The sequence below is a fragment of the Mesorhizobium sp. P160219 genome, assembly GCF_057786095.1.
Window position 1 is genome coordinate 4,717,510 of record NZ_JBYNWG010000001.1, and the last position, 19,574, is coordinate 4,737,083.

At 62.5% G+C, this 19,574-nt stretch carries 25 protein-coding genes; 14 read left to right on the forward strand and 11 right to left on the reverse strand.

Features of this window, described 5'->3' with window-relative positions; genetic code table 11:
* Positions 1–12 precede the first annotated feature (12 nt).
* The 4 genes from AC3EMP_RS22975 (at position 13) to AC3EMP_RS22990 (ending at position 2,211) form a co-directional block, all read left to right on the forward strand.
* The gene (locus AC3EMP_RS22975; RefSeq protein ID WP_023681535.1) at positions 13–1,110 is read left to right on the forward strand and encodes an NADH:flavin oxidoreductase/NADH oxidase; all 1,098 of its coding nucleotides are present in this window, start codon (positions 13–15) and stop codon (positions 1,108–1,110) included.
* A gap of 124 nt (positions 1,111–1,234) precedes the next feature.
* Positions 1,235–1,549 carry an SH3 domain-containing protein gene (locus AC3EMP_RS22980; RefSeq protein ID WP_023691186.1) on the forward strand — a complete coding sequence of 105 codons (315 nt, stop codon included), beginning with the start codon at positions 1,235–1,237 and terminating at the stop codon, positions 1,547–1,549.
* An 84-nt stretch (positions 1,550–1,633) separates the two neighbouring features.
* Positions 1,634–1,912, forward strand: coding sequence for a DUF982 domain-containing protein (locus AC3EMP_RS22985; protein WP_032891817.1), 279 nt, complete (start codon positions 1,634–1,636; stop codon positions 1,910–1,912).
* Between the two features lie 59 nt (positions 1,913–1,971).
* The gene (locus AC3EMP_RS22990) at positions 1,972–2,211 is read left to right on the forward strand and encodes a DUF2188 domain-containing protein (protein WP_023667535.1); all 240 of its coding nucleotides are present in this window, start codon (positions 1,972–1,974) and stop codon (positions 2,209–2,211) included.
* Positions 2,212–2,330: 119 nt separating this feature from the next.
* Here AC3EMP_RS22990 and AC3EMP_RS22995 read toward each other — a convergent pair whose 3' ends face one another.
* Together AC3EMP_RS22995 and AC3EMP_RS23000 are read right to left on the reverse strand one after the other, a co-directional pair.
* Positions 2,331–2,603, reverse strand: coding sequence for a hypothetical protein (locus AC3EMP_RS22995; RefSeq protein WP_023688343.1), 273 nt, complete (start codon positions 2,601–2,603; stop codon positions 2,331–2,333).
* Between the two features lie 65 nt (positions 2,604–2,668).
* Positions 2,669–3,670: an alpha/beta fold hydrolase gene (locus tag AC3EMP_RS23000; RefSeq protein WP_352711421.1), complete on the reverse strand. Its 1,002-nt coding sequence runs from the start codon at positions 3,668–3,670 to the stop codon at positions 2,669–2,671.
* Between the two features lie 175 nt (positions 3,671–3,845).
* Here AC3EMP_RS23000 and AC3EMP_RS23005 point away from each other — a divergent pair, with 175 nt between their 5' ends.
* From AC3EMP_RS23005 to AC3EMP_RS23035, 7 genes are all read left to right on the forward strand, one after another.
* Entirely contained in the window at positions 3,846–4,586 is a 741-nt protein-coding gene (locus AC3EMP_RS23005) for a competence/damage-inducible protein A (protein WP_023681539.1), read from the forward strand.
* A gap of 98 nt (positions 4,587–4,684) precedes the next feature.
* A complete protein-coding gene (locus AC3EMP_RS23010) occupies positions 4,685–5,518 on the forward strand; it encodes a universal stress protein (RefSeq protein WP_023681540.1) in 834 nt (277 codons plus the stop codon).
* Positions 5,519–5,604: 86 nt separating this feature from the next.
* Positions 5,605–6,105, forward strand: coding sequence for a xanthine phosphoribosyltransferase (gpt, locus tag AC3EMP_RS23015; RefSeq protein ID WP_023667540.1), 501 nt, complete (start codon positions 5,605–5,607; stop codon positions 6,103–6,105).
* A gap of 209 nt (positions 6,106–6,314) precedes the next feature.
* Entirely contained in the window at positions 6,315–6,812 is a 498-nt protein-coding gene (locus tag AC3EMP_RS23020) for an NUDIX hydrolase (protein ID WP_023667541.1), read from the forward strand.
* A 185-nt stretch (positions 6,813–6,997) separates the two neighbouring features.
* Positions 6,998–7,318: an ArsR/SmtB family transcription factor gene (locus AC3EMP_RS23025; RefSeq protein ID WP_023688340.1), complete on the forward strand. Its 321-nt coding sequence runs from the start codon at positions 6,998–7,000 to the stop codon at positions 7,316–7,318.
* Positions 7,315–7,779, forward strand: coding sequence for an SRPBCC family protein (locus AC3EMP_RS23030; RefSeq protein WP_023688339.1), 465 nt, complete (start codon positions 7,315–7,317; stop codon positions 7,777–7,779). Before AC3EMP_RS23025 ends, AC3EMP_RS23030 begins: the two co-directional genes overlap by 4 nt.
* A gap of 26 nt (positions 7,780–7,805) precedes the next feature.
* The gene (locus AC3EMP_RS23035; RefSeq protein WP_023695410.1) at positions 7,806–8,219 is read left to right on the forward strand and encodes a GFA family protein; all 414 of its coding nucleotides are present in this window, start codon (positions 7,806–7,808) and stop codon (positions 8,217–8,219) included.
* Positions 8,220–8,262: 43 nt separating this feature from the next.
* On the opposite strand, the gene AC3EMP_RS23040 is transcribed toward AC3EMP_RS23035, so the two are convergent.
* From AC3EMP_RS23040 to AC3EMP_RS23065, 6 genes are all read right to left on the reverse strand, one after another.
* Positions 8,263–10,068 carry an ABC transporter ATP-binding protein gene (locus tag AC3EMP_RS23040; RefSeq protein ID WP_352711424.1) on the reverse strand — a complete coding sequence of 602 codons (1,806 nt, stop codon included), beginning with the start codon at positions 10,066–10,068 and terminating at the stop codon, positions 8,263–8,265.
* A 388-nt stretch (positions 10,069–10,456) separates the two neighbouring features.
* A complete protein-coding gene (locus tag AC3EMP_RS23045) occupies positions 10,457–10,867 on the reverse strand; it encodes a GNAT family N-acetyltransferase (protein WP_023710609.1) in 411 nt (136 codons plus the stop codon).
* Positions 10,868–10,937: 70 nt separating this feature from the next.
* Positions 10,938–11,888, reverse strand: a complete 951-nt coding sequence (locus AC3EMP_RS23050) for a diacylglycerol kinase catalytic domain-containing protein (protein WP_027050400.1) — start codon at positions 11,886–11,888, stop codon at positions 10,938–10,940.
* Between the two features lie 13 nt (positions 11,889–11,901).
* Complete coding sequence (locus tag AC3EMP_RS23055; RefSeq protein ID WP_023701171.1) at positions 11,902–12,786, reverse strand: SPFH domain-containing protein; 885 nt, start codon at positions 12,784–12,786, stop codon at positions 11,902–11,904.
* A gap of 34 nt (positions 12,787–12,820) precedes the next feature.
* The gene (locus AC3EMP_RS23060; RefSeq protein ID WP_352596596.1) at positions 12,821–14,536 is read right to left on the reverse strand and encodes an NAD+ synthase; all 1,716 of its coding nucleotides are present in this window, start codon (positions 14,534–14,536) and stop codon (positions 12,821–12,823) included.
* 62 nt (positions 14,537–14,598) lie between these two features.
* Positions 14,599–15,315 (reverse strand): DNA-3-methyladenine glycosylase I, encoded by a 717-nt coding sequence (locus tag AC3EMP_RS23065; protein WP_023695415.1) that lies wholly within the window; start codon positions 15,313–15,315, stop codon positions 14,599–14,601.
* 91 nt (positions 15,316–15,406) lie between these two features.
* Between AC3EMP_RS23065 and AC3EMP_RS23070 the strand changes: the two genes are divergently transcribed.
* Positions 15,407–15,970, forward strand: coding sequence for a DUF1003 domain-containing protein (locus AC3EMP_RS23070; RefSeq protein ID WP_023688332.1), 564 nt, complete (start codon positions 15,407–15,409; stop codon positions 15,968–15,970).
* A complete protein-coding gene (locus tag AC3EMP_RS23075; protein WP_023753306.1) occupies positions 15,967–16,575 on the forward strand; it encodes a DedA family protein in 609 nt (202 codons plus the stop codon). Before AC3EMP_RS23070 ends, AC3EMP_RS23075 begins: the two co-directional genes overlap by 4 nt.
* A 3-nt stretch (positions 16,576–16,578) precedes the next feature.
* On the opposite strand, the gene AC3EMP_RS23080 is transcribed toward AC3EMP_RS23075, so the two are convergent.
* From AC3EMP_RS23080 to AC3EMP_RS23090, 3 genes are all read right to left on the reverse strand, one after another.
* Entirely contained in the window at positions 16,579–17,166 is a 588-nt protein-coding gene (locus tag AC3EMP_RS23080; RefSeq protein WP_023667553.1) for a hemerythrin domain-containing protein, read from the reverse strand.
* A 43-nt stretch (positions 17,167–17,209) separates the two neighbouring features.
* Positions 17,210–17,569, reverse strand: coding sequence for a diacylglycerol kinase (locus tag AC3EMP_RS23085; protein ID WP_023667554.1), 360 nt, complete (start codon positions 17,567–17,569; stop codon positions 17,210–17,212).
* A 75-nt stretch (positions 17,570–17,644) separates the two neighbouring features.
* The gene (locus AC3EMP_RS23090; RefSeq protein ID WP_023667555.1) at positions 17,645–18,064 is read right to left on the reverse strand and encodes a GFA family protein; all 420 of its coding nucleotides are present in this window, start codon (positions 18,062–18,064) and stop codon (positions 17,645–17,647) included.
* 338 nt (positions 18,065–18,402) lie between these two features.
* Here AC3EMP_RS23090 and AC3EMP_RS23095 point away from each other — a divergent pair, with 338 nt between their 5' ends.
* Positions 18,403–19,473 carry a GGDEF domain-containing protein gene (locus AC3EMP_RS23095; RefSeq protein WP_023821397.1) on the forward strand — a complete coding sequence of 357 codons (1,071 nt, stop codon included), beginning with the start codon at positions 18,403–18,405 and terminating at the stop codon, positions 19,471–19,473.
* Positions 19,474–19,574: the final 101 nt, after the last annotated feature.

The following is a 19,574-nucleotide window of genomic DNA, read 5'->3' on the forward strand; positions in this document are numbered from 1 at the left end:
CGGAGTTTTTTGATGACCGCAGCGCTTTTCCAGCCGATCGCCCTCGATGGCCTGACCTTTCCGAATCGTATCGCGGTGGCGCCGATGTGCCAGTATTCCGCCGAAGACGGCTCGGCCAGCGACTGGCATCTCTATCACTGGATGAACCTGGCGATGTCGGGCGCCGGCATGGTCACCGTCGAGATGACCGACGTCGAACGGCGCGGCCGCATCACCCATGGCTGCCTCGGCCTCTATTCCGACGACAACGAGGCGGCCGCCCGGCGCACGCTGGATGCAGCAAGGCGCGTCGCCGCGCCGGAAACGAAATTCGGTATTCAGCTTGCCCATGCCGGCCGCAAGGCATCCAACCGAAAGCCCTGGGAGGGCGGCGGCCCATTGCAGCCGGGCGAGGATCCCTGGCAGACCGTCTCAGCCTCGGCCATCGCCTATGACACCGGCTGGAATGTGCCGCATGCGCTGGAGGAAGATGAAATCCTGCAGCTTGTCGAGCGCTTCACTCAAGCCGCGAGGCGGGCCGAGCGCGCCGGCTTCGACTTCCTCGAGCTGCACGCCGCGCACGGCTATCTGATCTTCCAGTTCCTGTCGCCGCTTTCCAACCAGCGCACCGACCGCTGGGGCGGCTCGCTGGAAAACCGCATGCGTTTCCTCATCGAGATCGCCAAATCGGTGAGGAAGGCAGTTCCAAACCTGATGCTTGGCGCCCGCCTGTCGGTGAAGGACTGGGTCGATGGCGGTTTCGAGGTCGACGAGGCGATCGAGGTGGCCAAAGCCTTGAAGGCGCTTAATGTTGCCTATATCTGCTGTTCGAGCGGCGGCAATTCGCCGTTGCAGAAGCTGCCGACCGGCGCCGGCTATCAGGTGCATCTGGCCGAAGCGGTGCGCAAGGGCGCCGGCATCCCGACACGGGCTGTCGGCCTGATCGACGATCCCTCGCAGGCAGAGGCGATCGTCGCCGACGGCCGCGCCGACATGGTGGCGCTGGCCCGCGCCTTCCTCGCCGATCCGCGCTGGGGCTGGCGCGCCGCCGCCACCTTCAGCGAAAAAATCCATCCCGCGCCGCAGCTTGCCCGCTCGGTGACGACGATGCAGCATTGGACGAAGGGCTGAACAGGCAGCGCCGACGGATGCGCCAAACGCATCTGCTGGACAGATTGCCGCAGCTTCGCTTTAATCCGCCCGCTATAGTCCCTGGGGGTAGGCCGCCTTGGCGGCCGGGTTGGGAGCAAAGTCCATGGCATCAAGGGCAATCTATCCGGCAGCCGCCGCTCTGGTGGTCGCACTGTCGTTCGCCGCGTCGTCTCCGGTCGGCGCGCAATATTGCGAAGGCACGGTGCACGGCCTGTCCAGGCACTACGATCTGGATACCGGCAGCGGGTTTCTCGCCGTGCGCGCACGGCCGAACTCGTCGTCGCGCATGATCGGGCAATTGTTCAACGGCGACCACACCGAGATTTTCGACCGCCGGGGCAACTGGTACCAGGTCGAAATCGGCGGACGGACCGGCTGGGCCAACGCCCACTGGCTGCGCAACGACTGCGGTTACTGAGACCAACGATTGCGGTTGGTGAGACGTTTGGGCGCAGGCTGACGGCCATTTTTGCAACCATATTGGCTGCTTTGCGTTGCGGCCATCATGGATAACAAACCTTTTGAAACCCCGGTCGTGGTCGAACTCGGCCATGTCGGCAAATATCGCCAGATCCGCAGCACCCAGGAAGCGGCGGAGTGTCTGATGACGGTGTGGCCGCTCAATCGCGGCCCGCGCCATCGTGATGCTCTCGACACTTGCCTCAAAGTGCTGGAAGGTTATCGTTCGACGGCCGATGCACGCAGGGCTTTGATCGAAGCGGCCAAGGAATCGGAAGTGCTGGTTCCCGAAGACCGGCTGCCAGACGCCAAGTTGCATTGAAGCCCAAATTGCAATGAAAAACGGGCCGCATTGAGCGGACGGACGAACCGGAGGATTCCATGGCGAAGCTGACTTACAAGATCGTCGAGCATGACGGGGGCTGGGCCTACAAGGTCGGTTCGACATTCTCGGAGACATTCCCGACCCACCAGGATGCGCTGCGCGCCGCCGAGATCGCCTCGGCCGAACAGCAGATCGCCGGCGCCACGGACGGCATCCAGTATGAGGATGCCGAAGGCAAGTGGCACGACGAACTGGCCGACGGCCGCGACCGGCCGCAGACCGAAGTTTCCGACTGATCCTTGCCCCTCAGCTTTCGCTGCCGGCCATGGATGCTCGCCTAAGCAATTCCCTTGGGAATTGCGTGTCAAAACAAACAGGCGGGACATCCTGCCGGTCAGTCGAAGCCGCGGCTTGATCACTTGCCGCAATATTGATCGTTCACGTTGGGCCTCACATTTCCATAGGGTCCTGACGGGTCGGAGGCGCACGGCCCCGTAGCGCCGCCATAGCCTTGGCTGCCGTCGGCATTGATGCTGCCGGTGGTGCTCTGGTCGACGGTCGATGACTGCTCGTTCCCGAACGGCCACCAGCTGTGATGGTTGGAATACGTGCTGTCCGATGACTGCGCCATCGCCGATGTGGCAAGACCGATCGTCAGCACGGATGCTGCAAAAACTTTCCTGTACATTGAATTACTCCGTATCCGCCGCCTTGGGTGCGACACGGGGTAAAACCGGATATCAGCCGAATGGTTCAGTGAAATTGTTGTGAGGCTGTGGTGAGGTCTTGGCCGGCGAATGTCCGCTCGGCAATGCGCTTGATGAAGGCGATGACGCGGTCCGGCTCGACGAATTGCGGCATGTGGCCGAGGCCTTCGACCGTCTCGAAATCGAGCCCTTCGATCCTGTCCTTCATCGGCTCCCCATGTATGCGCATGGCGATGACGCGATCGGCTGTCCCGAAGAAAATGCCGGCCGGCATGGCGATCTCTTCATAGCGCTCTTCGATGCGGCCAAGATCCTGTTCGACCGCTACGAAATCGGTGGAGGTTGCATGGAAATGGCTTGGCCTCAGCCCGAGCCATCCGCCGCCATCGATCATGTAGTCGGCGGGAACGGCCTGCGGCGCGAAGATGAACTCCAGTGTCTGCCGCGCATATCTGAGGCTTGTCGGTATCGCGACGGTGTAGGCCATGATCCAGCGCCAAAGCCGCGAACGGATATAGAGCAGGCCCGCTTTCTCGCGGGCGCCGGCTTCCAGATGCGTCAGCGGCGCCAGCAAGGCGATGCCGGAAATCGCGCCGGGATGCTCCAAGGCCAGGGTCAGCGCGACGGCGCCCCCCAGCGAGTGCCCGACCACGAGCGGCCTTTCCAGCCCGAGTGTTTCGATGAAGCGCCTGATGATCTCGACCTGTTCAGGCAGACGGCCGGTGGCTCCTCGCGCGCGAACAGAATAGCCCGATCCCGGCCGGTCGAGTGCAATGAGGCGGTAGCCAGGGCCAAAGCGCTCAAACAGCGTGTGGCGAAACTGGTGGAGTTGCGCGCCAAGTCCGTGCACGAACAGGATCGGCCGTCCCTCGCCCGTTTCGACATAATGGATGCGGCTGCCGTCGATCTCGACGAAGTTTCCGCTGGCCGGCACCAGCCTTTCGGCCTTGGCGGCAATCCAGAGCGTAGCGGCCATCAGACAGGCCACGATGACGAGAGCCAGCACGGACAGGCCGGCGACAAGCCAAAGCAGAATCGATACCAGCATGTTTTCACCCGGGAAGCGGACCGGCGCGCACCATCACCCACTGAGGAACGCTCGGCAAGGCAGATGGCGGCTTGTGTCGGCATTGCCGCCAGTTCGATGGCGCGCTATCTCAGGCGACCTTCTTTCTGCCTCAGGCGACCTTGTCTGCCAACGGGCCTGTTTGCCGGAGCCTTCCATGCCTGAAATCGTCACTGCCGCCATGCTTGTCATCGGCGACGAGATTCTGTCCGGCCGCACCAAGGATAAAAATATCGGCCACCTCGCCGACATCATGACGGCCATCGGCATCGACCTGAAGGAAGTGCGCATCGTTCCCGACGAGGAGGACGAGATTGTCGCTGCGGTGAATGCCGTACGCGCCCGCTACACCTATGTCTTTACCACCGGTGGCATCGGCCCGACGCATGACGACATCACCGCCGATTCCGTTTCCAAGGCTTTTGGGGTGCCGTGCGAATACGACGCCAAGGCCTATGCCATGCTGGGCGAGAGCTATGCCGCGCGCGGCATCGAATACACCGAGGCCCGCAAGCGCATGGCGCGCATGCCGCGCGGCGCCGACCATATCGACAATCCGGTCTCCGTCGCGCCCGGCTTTCGCATCGGCAACGTCCATGTCATGGCCGGCGTGCCGGCGATTTTCCAGGCCATGCTCGACAATGTCGTGCCGACGCTGAAGGCCGGCACCAAGATGCTGTCGGCCACCGTCCATTGCCCGTTCGGCGAAGGCCTGATCGGCGGTCCCCTGGGCGACATCCAGAAGGCGCATCCCGACACCATCATCGGCTCCTATCCGAAATATGGCGACGGCAAATTCTGGACGGAGCTGGTGGTCCGCGCCCGCAGCCAGGAGGCGCTGGATTCGGCACGCAAGGACGTCGAGGCGATGGTGGCCGGCTTCACCGCCGCCAATTGACCCTGGGTTCGCGGACCATCGCCGGGCCGGAACCAAGCACCGCACTCCCACGTTTTCCCTCGGGCGCAGCACGCGCTGGCAGATTTGAGGGATTTCGCATGCGCTTCAAGACCATCGTCGCCATATTGCAGAACGAACAGGACGCCGAACGCGTGCTCGACTGCGCCATCCCGCTTGCCGACCGGTTCGAGAGCCATCTCATCGGCATCCATGCCGAAGCGCTGCCCGTTCCCTACACCTCGGCAACCGGCTTCCCCGACACTGAGTTCCTGCAGGTCTCCGCCGACATGAACCGCGAGCGCGCCGAGAAATTGCAGGCGCTTTTCGTTGGGCGGATCGAGAATTCCGGCCTTTCCTTCGAATGGCGCAGCCTCGAGAGCTTTTCCGGCGACAGCGCGCTGACGGGTATTTCCAGCGTGCGCGCCGCCGATCTGATTATTGCCGCGCAGCGCGAGACCGGGGGCGACACGAGCGCCGATGTCGACACGCTGGTTTACGATGCCGGCCGGCCAGTGCTGGTGGTGCCGCATGAGGGGCCGTTGGTCACCACATTCAAACATGTGCTGCTGGCCTGGAACGGCAGCAAGGAGGCGGCGCGTGCCGCCTTCGACGCGCTGCCCTTCATCATCGAGGCCGAAAAGACCGACATTCTGGTCATCGATCCGCCGGATACGCTGGATGACAACCCGGAAGCCGCCGGCGCCGAGATCGCCGCGGCACTCTCCAGGCATGGCGCAACGGTCAGCGTGTCGGTGCAGAAATCGGGTAATGCTTCGGTCGATGACGTCATCCAGACCCGGATCGCCGAGACCGGAGCCGACCTTCTGGTGCTCGGCGCCTACAGCCATTCCTGGCTGCGTCAGCTTTTGTTCGGCGGCGTCACGCGCACCGTGTTGCGCAGCGTGCCGGTTGCGGCCTTTTTGTCGCGGTAACTCCACAGCTGGCCCCGCCCTTGCCAATGCCCTGACTTTCCAGTTAATTCCGCGCGCATTCCACAATGTTGCGCGCGGAGTGCAGAATGTCCCTTCCCGAAAAAGCCTTTCCGGTCTCCTGGGACCAGTTCCACCGCGATGCCCGGGCGCTCGCCTGGCGGCTTGCCGGCGCCAACAAGGGTCAGTGGAAGGCCATCGTCTGCATCACCCGTGGCGGCCTGGTTCCCGCCGCCATCATCTCGCGCGAACTCGGAATACGCGTCATCGAGACGGTCTGCGTCGCCTCTTATCACGACTACACCAGCCAAGGGCAGTTGCAGGTGCTGAAGGAGATCACCCCGGCGCTGCTCGCCGATGATGGCGCGGGCGTGCTGATCATCGACGACCTCACCGACACCGGCAAGACGGCAGGCATCGTGCGCGCCATGATGCCCAAGGCGCATTTCGCCACCGTCTACGCCAAGCCGAAAGGCCGGCCGCTGGTCGACACCTTTATCACCGAAGTCAGTCAGGACACCTGGATCTACTTTCCCTGGGACATGGGTTTTACCTACCAGAAGCCGATCGCCGACGATCACGCCGGCTGATTCGCGCCAGCCCCCATTTCTGCCCAGACGGCCAAACCCGCCCCGTTTGCTATGAAAACAGGCACTGGAAGGGACAATATTCTGTCGAATCGACAGCTGTTGGCGGAGTTTGACGGGTCGGTGTGATGTTTTTTACTTTTAAGACTTACACTTGTCGGTAAGATTCATACGGCGGCTAACGATTCTGAGGGCTGGGGTAGCTTTCACTGATGCTGACGACACCGGCGACACACGACCATCTGGCTGAAAGGGTCCGCAAGCTCTTCGGCACTTCGCCTTGTCGCCTGCAGGTTGCCGCTTTGCCATGGCGCAATAACGAAGACGGCGTCGAGATCATGCTGATCACCAGCCGAGACACCGGGCGTTGGGTGCTGCCGAAGGGCTGGCCCGAGGCCAGGGAGCCGCTCTGCGAGGCAGCGGCGCGCGAGGCGGGCGAGGAAGCCGGATTGCGTGGCAAGATTTCGCTTTTCGAGGCCGGTCGTTACTTCTACGCCAAGGCCCTCGCGTCCGGCGAGGAAGTCCCTTGCGAAGTGCTGGTGTTTCCGCTGCAGGTCGAGCACGTTGCCGACCGCTGGAAGGAAAAGCGCGCGCGCACCCGCAAATGGGTCAATGGGGCCGAGGCCGTACGCATGGTCAACGAGCCGGACCTCTGCCAGATCATCGCCCATTTCTGCGCCGATCCCGACAAGTTCGTCGTTAGAGCCTAGCTCACAGCCACCGCTGCATAGTCCTGCGCGCCCGCACCGGTTCTTGCCCCGATTCCGGGCTCGGTGCTTCGCTCCGCGCGCCAGCAATCCGACACTATAAATCCCTCCCCTTCAGGCCAAGCTTAGCCACAGCTTGACATGCAGGTATTTACCTGCATATTGTGTCTTCAAGATGAGTGAGACCGATGGACGCCGACAAGGTTTTCAAAGCGCTGGGCGACCCGACCCGCAGAAGGCTGCTCGATCTTCTGTGTGAGAAGAACGGCCAGACGCTCGGCGAGCTTTGCCAAAACCTCGACATGGCAAGGCAATCCGCGACCCAGCACATCGATCTTCTGGAGGCGGCCAATCTGATCAGCACGGTCAAGCGTGGCCGAGAGAAGCTGCATTTCATCAACCCCGTGCCGCTGCACGAAGTCTACGAGCGGTGGGTGCGAAAATTCGAACGGCAGCGGCTGAGCCTGCTGCACGACCTGAAACAAGAACTCGAAGGAGACGACCAATGACCCGGGAAACCACCAGTTTTGTCTACGTGACCTACATCAGATCGACGCCACAAAAGGTGTTCGAAGCCATCACCAGGCCCGATATCGCCAAGCGCTACTGGGGCCACGAAAACGTCTCCGACTGGAAGCCCGGCTCGAAATGGGAACACATCCGCGCCAATGACGAACGGACCGTCGAACTCGTTGGCAAGGTCGTCGAAATCTCGCCGCCAACCCGGCTGGTCATGAGCTGGGCCAACGCCTCGCAGGCCGACGATCCGACCAAGCACAGCCAGGTGACGTTCGCCATCGAGGAATACGACACCATGGTCAAGCTGACCGTCAGCCATGACGAGCTCGAAGCCGGCAGCGGCATGGCCAAGGGCATCAGCCAGGGTTGGCCGGCCGTGCTGTCCAGCATGAAATCCTTCCTCGAAACCGGCACAGGCATCGACCTGTTCGCCAAGCCGAAATCGGCCTGAAGCAATCTGACAGCGGGAGAACGACAATGACCAGGCACTTTACCGGCGGCTGCGCCTGCGGCGCGATCCGCTATGAGGCCAGCGGCGAGCCGATCTTTCAGAATCACTGCCAATGCCTCGATTGCCAAAAGCGCAGCGGTACTGGCCATTGTTCCTATGTGACCTTCGGCCGGCGCGCTGACGTAAAGATCACCGGCGAGCCGAGCACGTGGCGGATGATCGCCGACAGCGGCAATGAAAAAGCCCAGGCCTTTTGCCCGACCTGCGGCACGCCGGTCTACGTAACGTTCGTCGCCATGCCGGAGGTGACGGCTATCCAGGCCACGAGCCTCGATGATCCCGGCCAGTTCGACCCGCAGGCGGTCACCTACACCGTGCGCGGCCACGCCTGGGACACGATCGACCCAGCGCTTCAGCCATTCGAGCGAATGCCTGGATGAACCAGGCAGAGCCCTATCCCTCGGATAGGGCTCTGCGTTCAGCTCAGATCACCAGGCCCTTGGTCAGTTCCAGCGCCTGCCGCTCGAACAGGCGGCGGTAGATGCCGCCCTTCAGCCGGATCAGCTCGTCATGCGAGCCTTCCTCGACGATCTTGCCACGGTCGAACACGAGCAGCCTGTCCAGCGCCCGCACCGTCGACAGACGGTGAGCGATGACCAGCGTCGTGCGGCCAACCATCAGCCGCTCCATCGCCTGCTGGATCAGCACTTCCGATTCCGAATCGAGGCTCGATGTCGCCTCGTCCAGGATCAGGATGCGCGCATCCGCCAGGAAGGCGCGCGCGATCGCCACCCGCTGGCGCTCGCCGCCCGACAGTTTCACGCCGCGTTCACCGACCAGCGTGCCGTAGCCCTTCGGCAGGCCGGTGATGAAGTCGTGCGCGCTGGCGAGCTTGGCGGCATGCTCGATCTCGGCCTGCGTGGCGTCCGGACGGGCATAGGCGATGTTTTCCGCCAGCGAGCGGTGGAACAGGATGGGCTCCTGCTGGACGATGGCAATCTGCGCGCGCAGCGACGCCTGTGCAACCTGGGAGATGTCTTGGCCATCGATCAGGATCCTGCCGCCGCTGACATCATAGAGACGCTGGATCAGCTTCACGAAGGTCGTCTTGCCCGAGCCGGAATGGCCGACCAGTCCGACCCGCTCGCCCGCCGCTATCTCCACCGAAAAGTCGCGGTAGAGCGGCAAGCGATGGCTACCATAGTGGAAGGTGACGTTATCGAAGGCGATGTGGCCATGCGTGATCCGGATCGGCTTGGCGCCGGGCCGGTCCTCGACGCCGAGCGGTTGCGACTGGAAATCGACCAGTTCCTCCATGTCGTTGACCGAACGCTGCAAATTGCGGATATGCGTGCCGATGTCCCTGAGGTAGCCCTGCAGCACGAAGAACGAGGTCAGCACGAAGGCGACATCGCCCGCACTTGCCTGGCCCCAGGCCCACAGCATCAGCGACAGGCCGATTACTGCCGTCCGCAGCACCAGCAGCATGGCGCCTTGCGTCGTGCCGTTGATGGTGCCGCGCGCCCAGGTGCGGCTGGTCCGCGCGCGCCATTTGGCGACGACCTTGGCAAGCCGCGTTTCCTCGCGCGTCTCGGCGCCGAAACCCTTGACCACGGCATTGCAGCTCACGGCATCGGCAAGCGAGCCGCCAAGCCGCGTATCCCAGATGTTGGCGAGCCGTGCCGCGGGCGCGACATAGCCGAGCGACAGCAGCGCCGTCACGGTGATGAACAGCAGCGAGCCGACTGCCACGACCAGCCCCATCAGCGGCCAGAACCAGCCGAGCAGCAACGTCGAGCCGACCAGCATGGCGACCGACGGCAGCAACGCAATCAGGATGGTGTCGTTGAGCAGGTCGAGAGCCCACATGCCGCGCGTGACCTTGCGCACCGTCGATCCGGCAAAGCTGTTGGCGTGCCAGTCGGTTGAGAAGCGCTGCACGCGATGGAACGCGTCGGCGGCGACGTCGGCCATCATCTTCAGCGTCAGTTCGACAATACCCATGAAAGCCAGGTTGCGCAGCACCACGCCGGTCAGCGCCAAAGCGATGAGCGCGGAGAACGCCGCCATTGCCGCATTCCACGCGACATCGTCAGCCAACGCACTGCTGGCGACGGCGTCGACCAGCCGGCCGGAATAGAGCGGCGTCAAGACGTCGGCCAGGGTCGACAGCAGGAAGCTGCCCATGATCAGCGAAAGCCGCCACGGCTGGCGCCGCCAGTGGCTGAGCGTGAAGCTAAGAACGCTGCGAAAGGCGCTTGCACGCAGATCGATTCGGAAACGAGCCATGTTGTCATCCGGGCGCAAATCTGCCCGGTCCCGGTAAGGTCTGAAATTGAAAACCGCGCTGGGCAATTCGCCCGGGGCTGCGGAGGTTCGGCATAGGTGGCGGCGCGCCCGATTTGCCGGGTGGCGACCGGCATCGGCAGAAGCCTGTGCTCGACCCGGCATCGGTGCGAAGGACAAACCTTCGCCGGACGCCAGGTGAGACCTAGGCTTCGCGGCCTCGCATTACCATGTGAAATACTGCCATTCGGACCTCCCGCAAGGCACTTGCGGAGCGGTCCTTATAGAGACGCCATGAAGGATCGCCAAGGCCGGGCACGTGGCAAAGCGTAACTGGTCCAACCAGTGAGGTTATCTTGCAACAACAGCCGGTCAACCCCCTCGCTATGCCTCATTCCGGGTTGCGATCGAGGCGCATGTAGCGGCCGTCGATCGATGCCTTGAAGCCCAGCTTCTCATAAAGGCCATGCGCGTCACTGGTCGACAGGCTCCAGTGCGAGACCGTGCTGAGTTCAGGGTGGTTGATGAGCGCCCGCACCAGTTGCGTGCCAATGCCTTGGCCGCGATGCTGCGGCCAGATGATGATGTCGGCGAGATAGGCAAACACCGTACGGTCGGTGATGGCCCGGCCAAAACCGACTTGGTTCCCATCGATATAGGCCGCGGTGCAGAACGAGTTGGCAAAAGCGCGGCGATGAAACTCATCGCTGCGGCCGGCGCCCCAATAACTCGCCATCAACAGGTCGGAGGTCGCCCGGAAGTCGATCCGTGACATGTCGAAGCTGATCTCAGAGTCGGGCATGGTGCCTCGCAAAGAATGAGGGCGGCCGAATTTCGGTCCGGCCCGTGGTTTGGTTACCGACCTGGCGCGCTTACGGCACCACGAGATAGGCCTTCTGGTCGGCGATCGCGATGGTCACGTCGGTGCCGGAATTGAACTCGACGAAATCGAGCTCCATCCCGTCGCTGAAGATTACGCCGCCCCTGCTCTGCCGCGAAGAAACCACCAGCGGCCGGTCGCGGGTGATGACGCCATGCACAAGCGACACGCCGGTCGTGTTGCTCGGAAATGGTTCGCGCACCGAAAAGAACAGCTGTTCGCCTTCGCGGTCATAGCCTTGCGGCGGCACGGTCGGCACGGAGTTGTCACCATAGGCCGCAGCCAGTCCCGCGGCGCCCGCCATCACCGAGCGTAGCCAGCCGGTAGAGCCGGCGCCCGTGGAGATGATAATGCCGCTCGACGACTGGCGCTCGGTCCTGCCGCCATAGGTCAATTCGTAGCGCGCCGAGACATGCGTCGAGGCGCCAACGAACAGATCGTTGAAGGCGATCAGCCGGCGTCCGTCATTGGAGCGCGCTTCGGCCATCACCACCGCCTGGCGCTTCGCCTTGCCGGCGATCGTCAGGCCGAGGACCTTTTCGGTATCGTCGGCATTCCACGGCAGCAGCACGCCGTCGAAAAGCGCCGGGTTCGGGTTGATGCCGATCAGCGGCTGGTACGGGAGGTACTTCGCGGTGTTGGACACCAGCCCGTCCTGACCGAGCGCGATCACCGCGTCGGAGCCGAATTCGAACTGCGGTACCAGTTCGCGGTCGAGCCGCAACTGTTTGAGGCCTTGGGGAAGCGAACCCATCACCCGGTCGAGCGCCTGGTGATAGACGTCATGCGCCGCCTTGACCGGGTCGAAATTCATGCCGGCCTGCCGGAGATAAAAGCGCGCCTGTCCCTGCGTGTTGAAGCGCGTCGTCAGCTCCTCCAGCTCGGTCTTGCGGGTGACGACGATCACCCGGTCGATCGGCCTGCCGCTCTGGTCGCTTGCCACCCGTGCTTGCCTTTCAGGACCCGGCTTTCGGCGTGGAAAGCTGGCTGAGCGCGCTGGTGAGCATGTCAGGCGTGATCGACAGATTGCCGACCGAACCGCCCTTTTCCGCCCAGGCCTTGAAAGCCATCGCCGTCAGCACGTGCGCCGGCGCCGACGAATAGACGGTGAGTTCGAGCTGTTGGGCCTTGGCTTGCGCCTCGGCAAGCGTCAGCTTGTTGCGCGCCTCGGTATCGACCAGCAGCTTGTTGCGTTCGGCAAGCTCGATTTCGGTCGCCAGCTCGCTCTGCTTGATCTCGCGCTCCTTCTCCACGCCCCAGGCACGGCGCCCATAGATCGCGGCATCGGCCTGGCGCTGCAGCGCCTCGCGATATTCGGTCTGGAGCGCCTTGCGGATCTCCGGCGTCGGCTGGACCGAGGTGATGTGAACCTCCTCGATCGACAGGCCGGCGGTCGCGGCAATCGGATCGTTGCGCAGGAGTTCGGCGAGATTGCCACCGAGCTTGGTCACCTCGGCCAGCGCCTGTTCCAGCGTCATGCTCGAAACCACCGCGCGGGCGCGGCTCTGTATCGCAAGCACCAGGCGCTCGGCGATCTTCTCCCGGCCGTCGCCGACGACGTCGGCACGGCTGAGCTTGGCGCTGAAATCAAAACCTTCGGCTGCCTTGAGTGGATCGATGATGCGGTAGCTGACCGACCCCTGGATTGCCAGATCCTGGAAATTCGCCGTCGTCTCGGTGAAGATGAAGGGGTTATCGAGCGACGTCACCGGCACCATCGCTATCGTGGTGCCGAACGTGCCGTACCAGAAGGAGATGCCGCGCCCCTGCTCCCTGATCTTGCCGTTCTTGAAGCGCAGGATGTGATACTCAGGTGTTCCCTTGAAATAGCTGATAAACATGCGTCCCCCAAGGTTCATCAATTTAATCAGATGTTTAGCCGCGATCCCTGAAACGGTTGGTGATGGGATAGCGGCGGTCGCGGCCAAAATTCTTCCGGGTGATCTTCACACCCGGCGCCGCTTGCCGGCGTTTGTACTCGGCAATGTAGAGCAAATGTTCGACGCGCGTCACCGTCGCCCGGTCGTGGCCGCGCGCCACGATGTCGTCGACGCCCATTTCGTTCTCGACCAGGCATTCCAGAATGTCGTCCAGCACCGGATAGGGCGGCAGCGAATCCTGGTCGGTCTGGTTCTCGCGCAATTCCGCCGACGGCGCCTTGTCGATGATATTCCTGGGGATCACCTCGCCTGAGGGACCGAGCGCGCCCGGCGGCACATGGCTGTTGCGCCAGCGCGACAGCGCATAGACCTGCATCTTGTAGAGGTCTTTTATCGGGTTGAAGCCGCCATTCATGTCGCCATAAAGCGTGGCGTAGCCCACCGACATCTCGCTCTTGTTGCCCGTGGTGACGACCATCGAGCCGAACTTGTTGGAAATCGCCATCAGGATCGTGCCGCGCGCGCGGCTCTGTAGATTCTCTTCGGTGATGCCTTCCTTGGTGCCTTCAAAAAGCTGCGCCAGCGTGTGTAGGAAACCCTCGACCGGTTCGAAGATCGGCACGATGTCATAGCGGCAGCCAAGCGCACGGGCGCAATCCTCGGCATCCTTCAGCGAATCCTCCGAGGTATAGCGGTAGGGCATCATCACCGCCCGCAGCCGCTCCTCGCCGAGCGCATCGACGGCCAATGCGGCGCAGATCGCCGAATCGATGCCGCCGGAGAGACCCAGCACGACGTTCTTGAAGCCGTTTTTATTGACGTAGTCGCGCAGGCCGAGCATGCAGGCGCGGTAGTCCGCCTCCTCGCGCTCGGGGATTTTCGACATCGGCCCTTCCGAGCAGACCCAGCCGTCGAACTCTTCTGCGTTTTGCGCGCCTGCGGCGACGCGGTTGCGCTTCCAGGTGGTGACGTCGACAGTTTCCTCGAACTGGCTCATCTGGAAGGCGAGCGTCTTGTCGGCGCCGATGGCAAAAGAGGCGCCGTCGAAGATCAGCTCGTCCTGGCCGCCGATCTGATTGGCATAGATCATCGGCAAACCGGTCTCGATGACCTGGCGGATAACGACCTGATGGCGCACGTCCATCTTGGCGCGGTAGTAGGGCGAGCCGTTCGGCACCAGCAGGATTTCCGCGCCGCTCTCGGCCAAGGTTTCACAGATGCCGACGTCGCCCCAGATGTCCTCGCAGATCGGAATTCCGATGCGCACACCACGGAAGTTGACGGGTCCCTGAGCCTCGGGCCCGGCCTGGAAGACGCGCTTCTCGTCGAACTCGCCATAGTTTGGCAAATCGAGCTTGTAGCGCTCGGCGAGGATCTTGCCGCCATCGGCGACGATGATCGAATTGTGGGTGCCGCTCTTGCGCTTCAGCGGCGTGCCGATGATGACGCCCGGCCCGCCATCGGCGGTATCTCCGGCGAAGTCTTGCGCGGCCTTCTCGCAAACCTTGAGGAAGGCCGGCTTCAGCACCAGGTCCTCCGGCGGGTAACCGGCAAGGAAAAGCTCGGTGTAGAGCACGATGTCGGCGCCCTGGCGGGCGGCATCGGCCCTCGCCTCGCGCGCCTTGGCAAGGTTGCCGGCGACATCGCCGACCGTCGGGTTGAGCTGGGCAACGGCGATGCGCAGAATATCGGGTGCGGTCTTCTGGGTCATGCCTGCGGTTTAGCGCGGCAAATTTGCCCGGGCAATGGCGTTCGTTTGGACCAATTCGGTGATCAGTCATCGCCCATATATTCCCGCAGCGATTGCGGCGAATGGTTCTCTCCGATCGACATCGCCAGAATGCGCGAGATGTGCCGGCGCGGCAGGCCGGTTTCCTGCGCCCATTTGTTGATCTGCGCCTGAATCCTGTCGAGATCCCTCTTCGACGTCGGACTTTCGGCGATGTCGAGGCCGGCGTCACGCAAAGCCGCGACCATATCGGCCGAGATGACGAAGGCGTCCCATTGCAGCCAACGCAGGAAATACTGGCCGGTGTTGCCGCCAAGCCGGCTGCCATGCTTGCCGAGATACGCCATCAGCCCGACCTGGTCGTCGTCAGGCCACTCCGCGAGGAATTTGCCGAAACCGCCATGTTCCTTCGACACACGCTCAACGAAGGCGGCGTTGTCGCGGACGGATTTGATCTTCTGCGGGTTGCGCACAATGCGTTGATCAGCCGTCAGGTCATGCCAGAAGTCATCAGGTTGAAACAACAGCCGTTTCGGCTCGAAATGGAGAAAGGCTTCCTCGAAGCCCGGCCATTTCTGTTCGATGACGCGCCAGACGAAGCCGGCGGCAAACACCCGCTCGGCCATCGTCGACAGGATGCGATCGTCCGTAATGTCGGCAACAGCAGCATTGTCAGGCGCCGGCCCGAGCAGCGAGGTCAGCACGGCGTCGCCGCCTTTGCGTTTTGCAGCACGGGCGCGAATCTTCGCGAAATCGGGCATCCTGCATCCTCGCGCCGCGCTTTTGACGAAACGCCATCTTCCTATATGCAAACGAGGCTGCCAAGCCGATGCTTTTCCTATGGAGACATCCATGCACAAGACCGTGCCAGAACTGGCCAACCGCTGGCTGAGGCGAACGCCGGAGGGCCTCAGCGAGCTCGAGCGGCGGGTGTTGCAGAGCACTGTCGACCGCAAGCCCATCTCGCAGGATATCAACGACAGCCTCACCGGCCTTCAGGGCGCCGGCGACCGGATCGCCGATGCCATTGCCCGCATCGGCGGCTCGTGGACGTTCATCCTGTCCTTCATTGCTTTCCTGGTGCTGTGGATCGGCGCCAATTGGTGGCTGCTCGGGCGAGACTCATTCGACCCCTACCCCTTCATCTTCCTCAATCTCGTGCTGTCGATGATCGCCGCCCTGCAGGCGCCGGTGATCATGATGTCGCAGAACCGCCAGGCCGCACGCGACCGCATCGACGCCGCGCATGACTATGAGGTCAACCTCAAGGCCGAGATCGAGATCATGGCTCTGCATGAAAAGCTGGACGAACTGCGCCACAGCCAGATCATCGGCGTGCGCGAGGACATCGCGCGCCTGGCCGAACAGGTGAACCGCATAGACGAAAAAGTGTCGGGCCGGCAAACCTCTCAATGACCGGGATCGTCCATCACCTCATCGAGCAATATGGGTTGATCGCGGTTTTCCTGGGCTGTGTCGCCGAAGGCGAAAGTGCGGCCATCCTCGGCGGCTTCTTCGCCCATCAGCATGTCTTCATCCTCTGGAAGGCTTTCCTCGCGGCCGCCATTGGCGCCTTCGTCGGCGACACGTTTTTCTTCATTCTCGGCCGCAGCTTTGCCGACCATCCCAGGGTGCTGAAACTGAAGGCGAGGCCCGGCTTCAACCACGCCTACCGTCTCGTCTCGTCCCATCCCAACATATTCGTCCTGTCCAACCGCTACATCTATGGCCTGCGCCTGGTCGGCGGCATCGCGGCCGGTTTCGCCAGCATTTCGGTAGCGCGCTTCGTTATCCTCAACGCGGTGTCGTCGCTGGTCTGGGCGGCTTTGTTCTGCGGCATCGGCTACGTCTTCGGCCTCGGCGCCGAGCAGATGATAGGCAAGGCACTGCTCCATCACGAACGGCTGCTGATCGCGCTTGCCATAGGTCTGGGTGTCGCCATCCTTGCCTGGCTCATCGCCCGCACCATCGCCGGTAAGGAGCGCGCCAAGGACGCCCGCGACAGCGAAACCACATCGTAAGGTTCAGTCGTCGTCCTCGACCAGAGCCCGGTCGCCGCGATCGAGGATCAGCGGGATGATGAGATCTTCCTCGTCGGCCAGATGCCGCTTCAGCATGGCGATCAGCCGGCTGTTCTCGTCCGCATAGGCGTCGGCGGCGAAGCGCTGCCTGTCCTCGCTCTCCTCGAGCGTGCGGATGAAGGCGTTCGCCGTCTCGGCGTTGCGCTCCAGCCCCTCATGAATGGTGTGATGGTCGGCATCGAGGATTTCGAAGCCGCGCTTCAGGCGCGGCTCCGCCTTGGCGAAAGCCGGGAAATATTGGTAGTCCTCGACATTGTGGTGGCCGTCGAGATTGCCGAGAAAGTGGTTCAGCCGCGGCGCGAACCAGCGCGCGAAATCCGGCGCCGTCAGCCTGCCTTCGCGATAGTCGCCAATGCCGTTGGTGAGCATGCCGCCCAGCTCTCGGAACATGTCGTGCCGCTGCAGCCACATGTTTGCCATGCCGTGGATGTTGGCGTGGCCCTGCCATGTCTCGCGCGGATATTTTTCCGCCAGCCAGCGCAGGTCTTCCGGCAGGCCGGCTCTTTCAAGCAGCAGAAAATTGGCTTCCACGACGTCAGTCTCCTTTGGTGACTAACATATGGGAGCGTTCAGATCAGATCGGTAGTCCCGTGATGCGCTCGATGAGGGCGATTCCCCAGACGCCGGCGACGATAACAACCGAAATCAGCACCGCCAGCGAGCCGCAGTCCTTGGCGAGCTGGATGTCGACGTTGAACTCGCGACTGAAGGCATCGCAGGCTGCCTCGATGCCGGTGTTCAGCACTTCGACCATGATGAGCAGCAGCACCGCGCCGATCAACAGCGCGTAGCCGCGCCACGAGACCGAGACGAACCAGCCGAGCGGCAGCGCCAGCACCAGCAGCATCAGTTCCTGCTGAAATGCCCTTTCGCTGGCGGCGAGCTTGCGAAAGGCTCGCACAGAATTGAAGTAAGCACCGATCAGCCGCTGCATGCCGCATCCCCTTCGAATCACCGGCAGGGGATATCGCAATGGCTGGATCAAGGGAATAAGGCAGCCGCCGCAAAATCACTCCTCCGCAACCTTGATTGTCGGCGTCGACTTCTCGAACTGCGGCAGTCCATCGTCGATCGTATAGTAATCGCCCTTGTCGCCGACAAAGATGTGGCATTGGCCTTCGAGCCCGGTCGGGTTGTCGAACGATCCGGCCAGAACTGAGACATAGGCATCCTGACCCGGCTTCCAGAACAGCACCGAGCCGCAGATCTTGCAAAAGCCGCGCTTGGCAAAGGAAGACGATTCGTACCAGCTGATGTTGTCGGCGCCGGTTATCGTGATGTCGCCGTCGGCGACGTTGGTCGCGGCGTAAAAATGCCCGCTCTGCTTGCGGCACTGCGAACAGTGGCAATAAATGACGCCGCGCAACGGCCCTCGCGTCTGGAAACGCACGGCTCCACACAGGCAAGATCCGCTGTGGTTGTTGCTCATCCCTACCTCCACCAGCCATCGTCCAGGGCTTCGCCGCTGGCCGAGAGGATTTCAGTTTTGCCGCAGCCGGGCACCGGCAAATGCGACATGGGGTGGCCGCGTTCGGACCTGACCTCAGGATCTTTGCAAACCATTTCTGCAGCCTGCGGTAGAACGGACGCGTTACCTGGCGGCACATTAAGGAAACTTTAGCGCCGGCGCATCTATGGTCGTTGCCAAGCGAATGTCGCGATTGGGGACGTGTCTTTCGCAGGATGATCCGAAATACGGCTGGCACTCTCCGGTCGGCGGCATCTCGCACGGTCTGCGATGGTTCCCAGAGGCAGAGTGAACAGAACATGCAGCCGGCAGCCGTCCAGACCGACCGAAACAGCGACATTGCAACAGCCGTTGTGGCGACCATGCGTCAGCTCGGCGTGCTTGGCCTGCCGCGCAATTACGAAATCTTCTACGAAGCACTGAAAGGCGCCAATCGCGAACTCGGCCTGGCCGTCGTCGCGCTGGGCAACCAGCCGACGCAGGACGATCTCGACCGCATCGGCCGCGCTTTCTTTGCCCAGCATCACGGTCCCGGCATTGTCGAGCAGGCGCGCGACGTGCTGGCCAGGGAACTCGAGGACATCGCCTTGCTGCTGCGCAGCGAACGTAGCCATATCGAGAAATACGGCAAGATCCTCGATGAGACGTCGAGTGGCCTCGCCAACCGCAGCCTGCTTTCGCAGGATCTGCTGCAGAAGGTCGCCAGCGCCATGGCGGCAGCCACCAACTCGACCCTCGACCACGGCAAGCAGGTTGCAACCACGCTGAGCGACAAGACGGCGGAACTGGAGAGCGTCAAGTCGAAGCTTGAGGAGTACAAGCGGCTCGCCGACACCGACCCCTTGACCCATATCTGGAACCGCCGCGCCTTCGACAAGCAAATCACGGCGATTTACACCTCCAACAAGGGGATCCTGTTCAACGCCCTGATCCTTGCCGACATCGACCATTTCAAGGGTGTCAACGATCGCTACGGCCACCCGGTCGGCGACAAGATCATCCAGATCGTCGCTGAAATCTTCCAGACCAGCATCCGTGAAGACATGTTCGTTGCCCGCACCGGCGGCGAGGAATTCGCGCTGATCGTCGAGGGCGCCAGCGAGGATACCACTTACGAGATCGCCGAACGCATCCGCGTGCTGATCGAACAGACGCCGTTCACCAGCAGCCAGACCGGCGCCAATTACGGCACGGTGACCGTTTCCATGGGCATCTGCATGGCTTCCGAAGCGGAAAGCCCGGAGGATCTTTACACCAAGGCGGACCGGGCGCTCTACCGCTCCAAGGTTGGCGGGCGCAACCGCGTCACCCGGCACTCGACAATGGCCGGCCGCACCGGCAAGAACTGGCTGCTATACAAGAAAGACTGACGCTTCGGCGTGCAGCTAATTCCCGGGCACAGGCAAATTTATCGGATCCCGCCTCTTTCCATATGAATTTCAGTGGACTATATTTTCCATGGAAAGAGAGA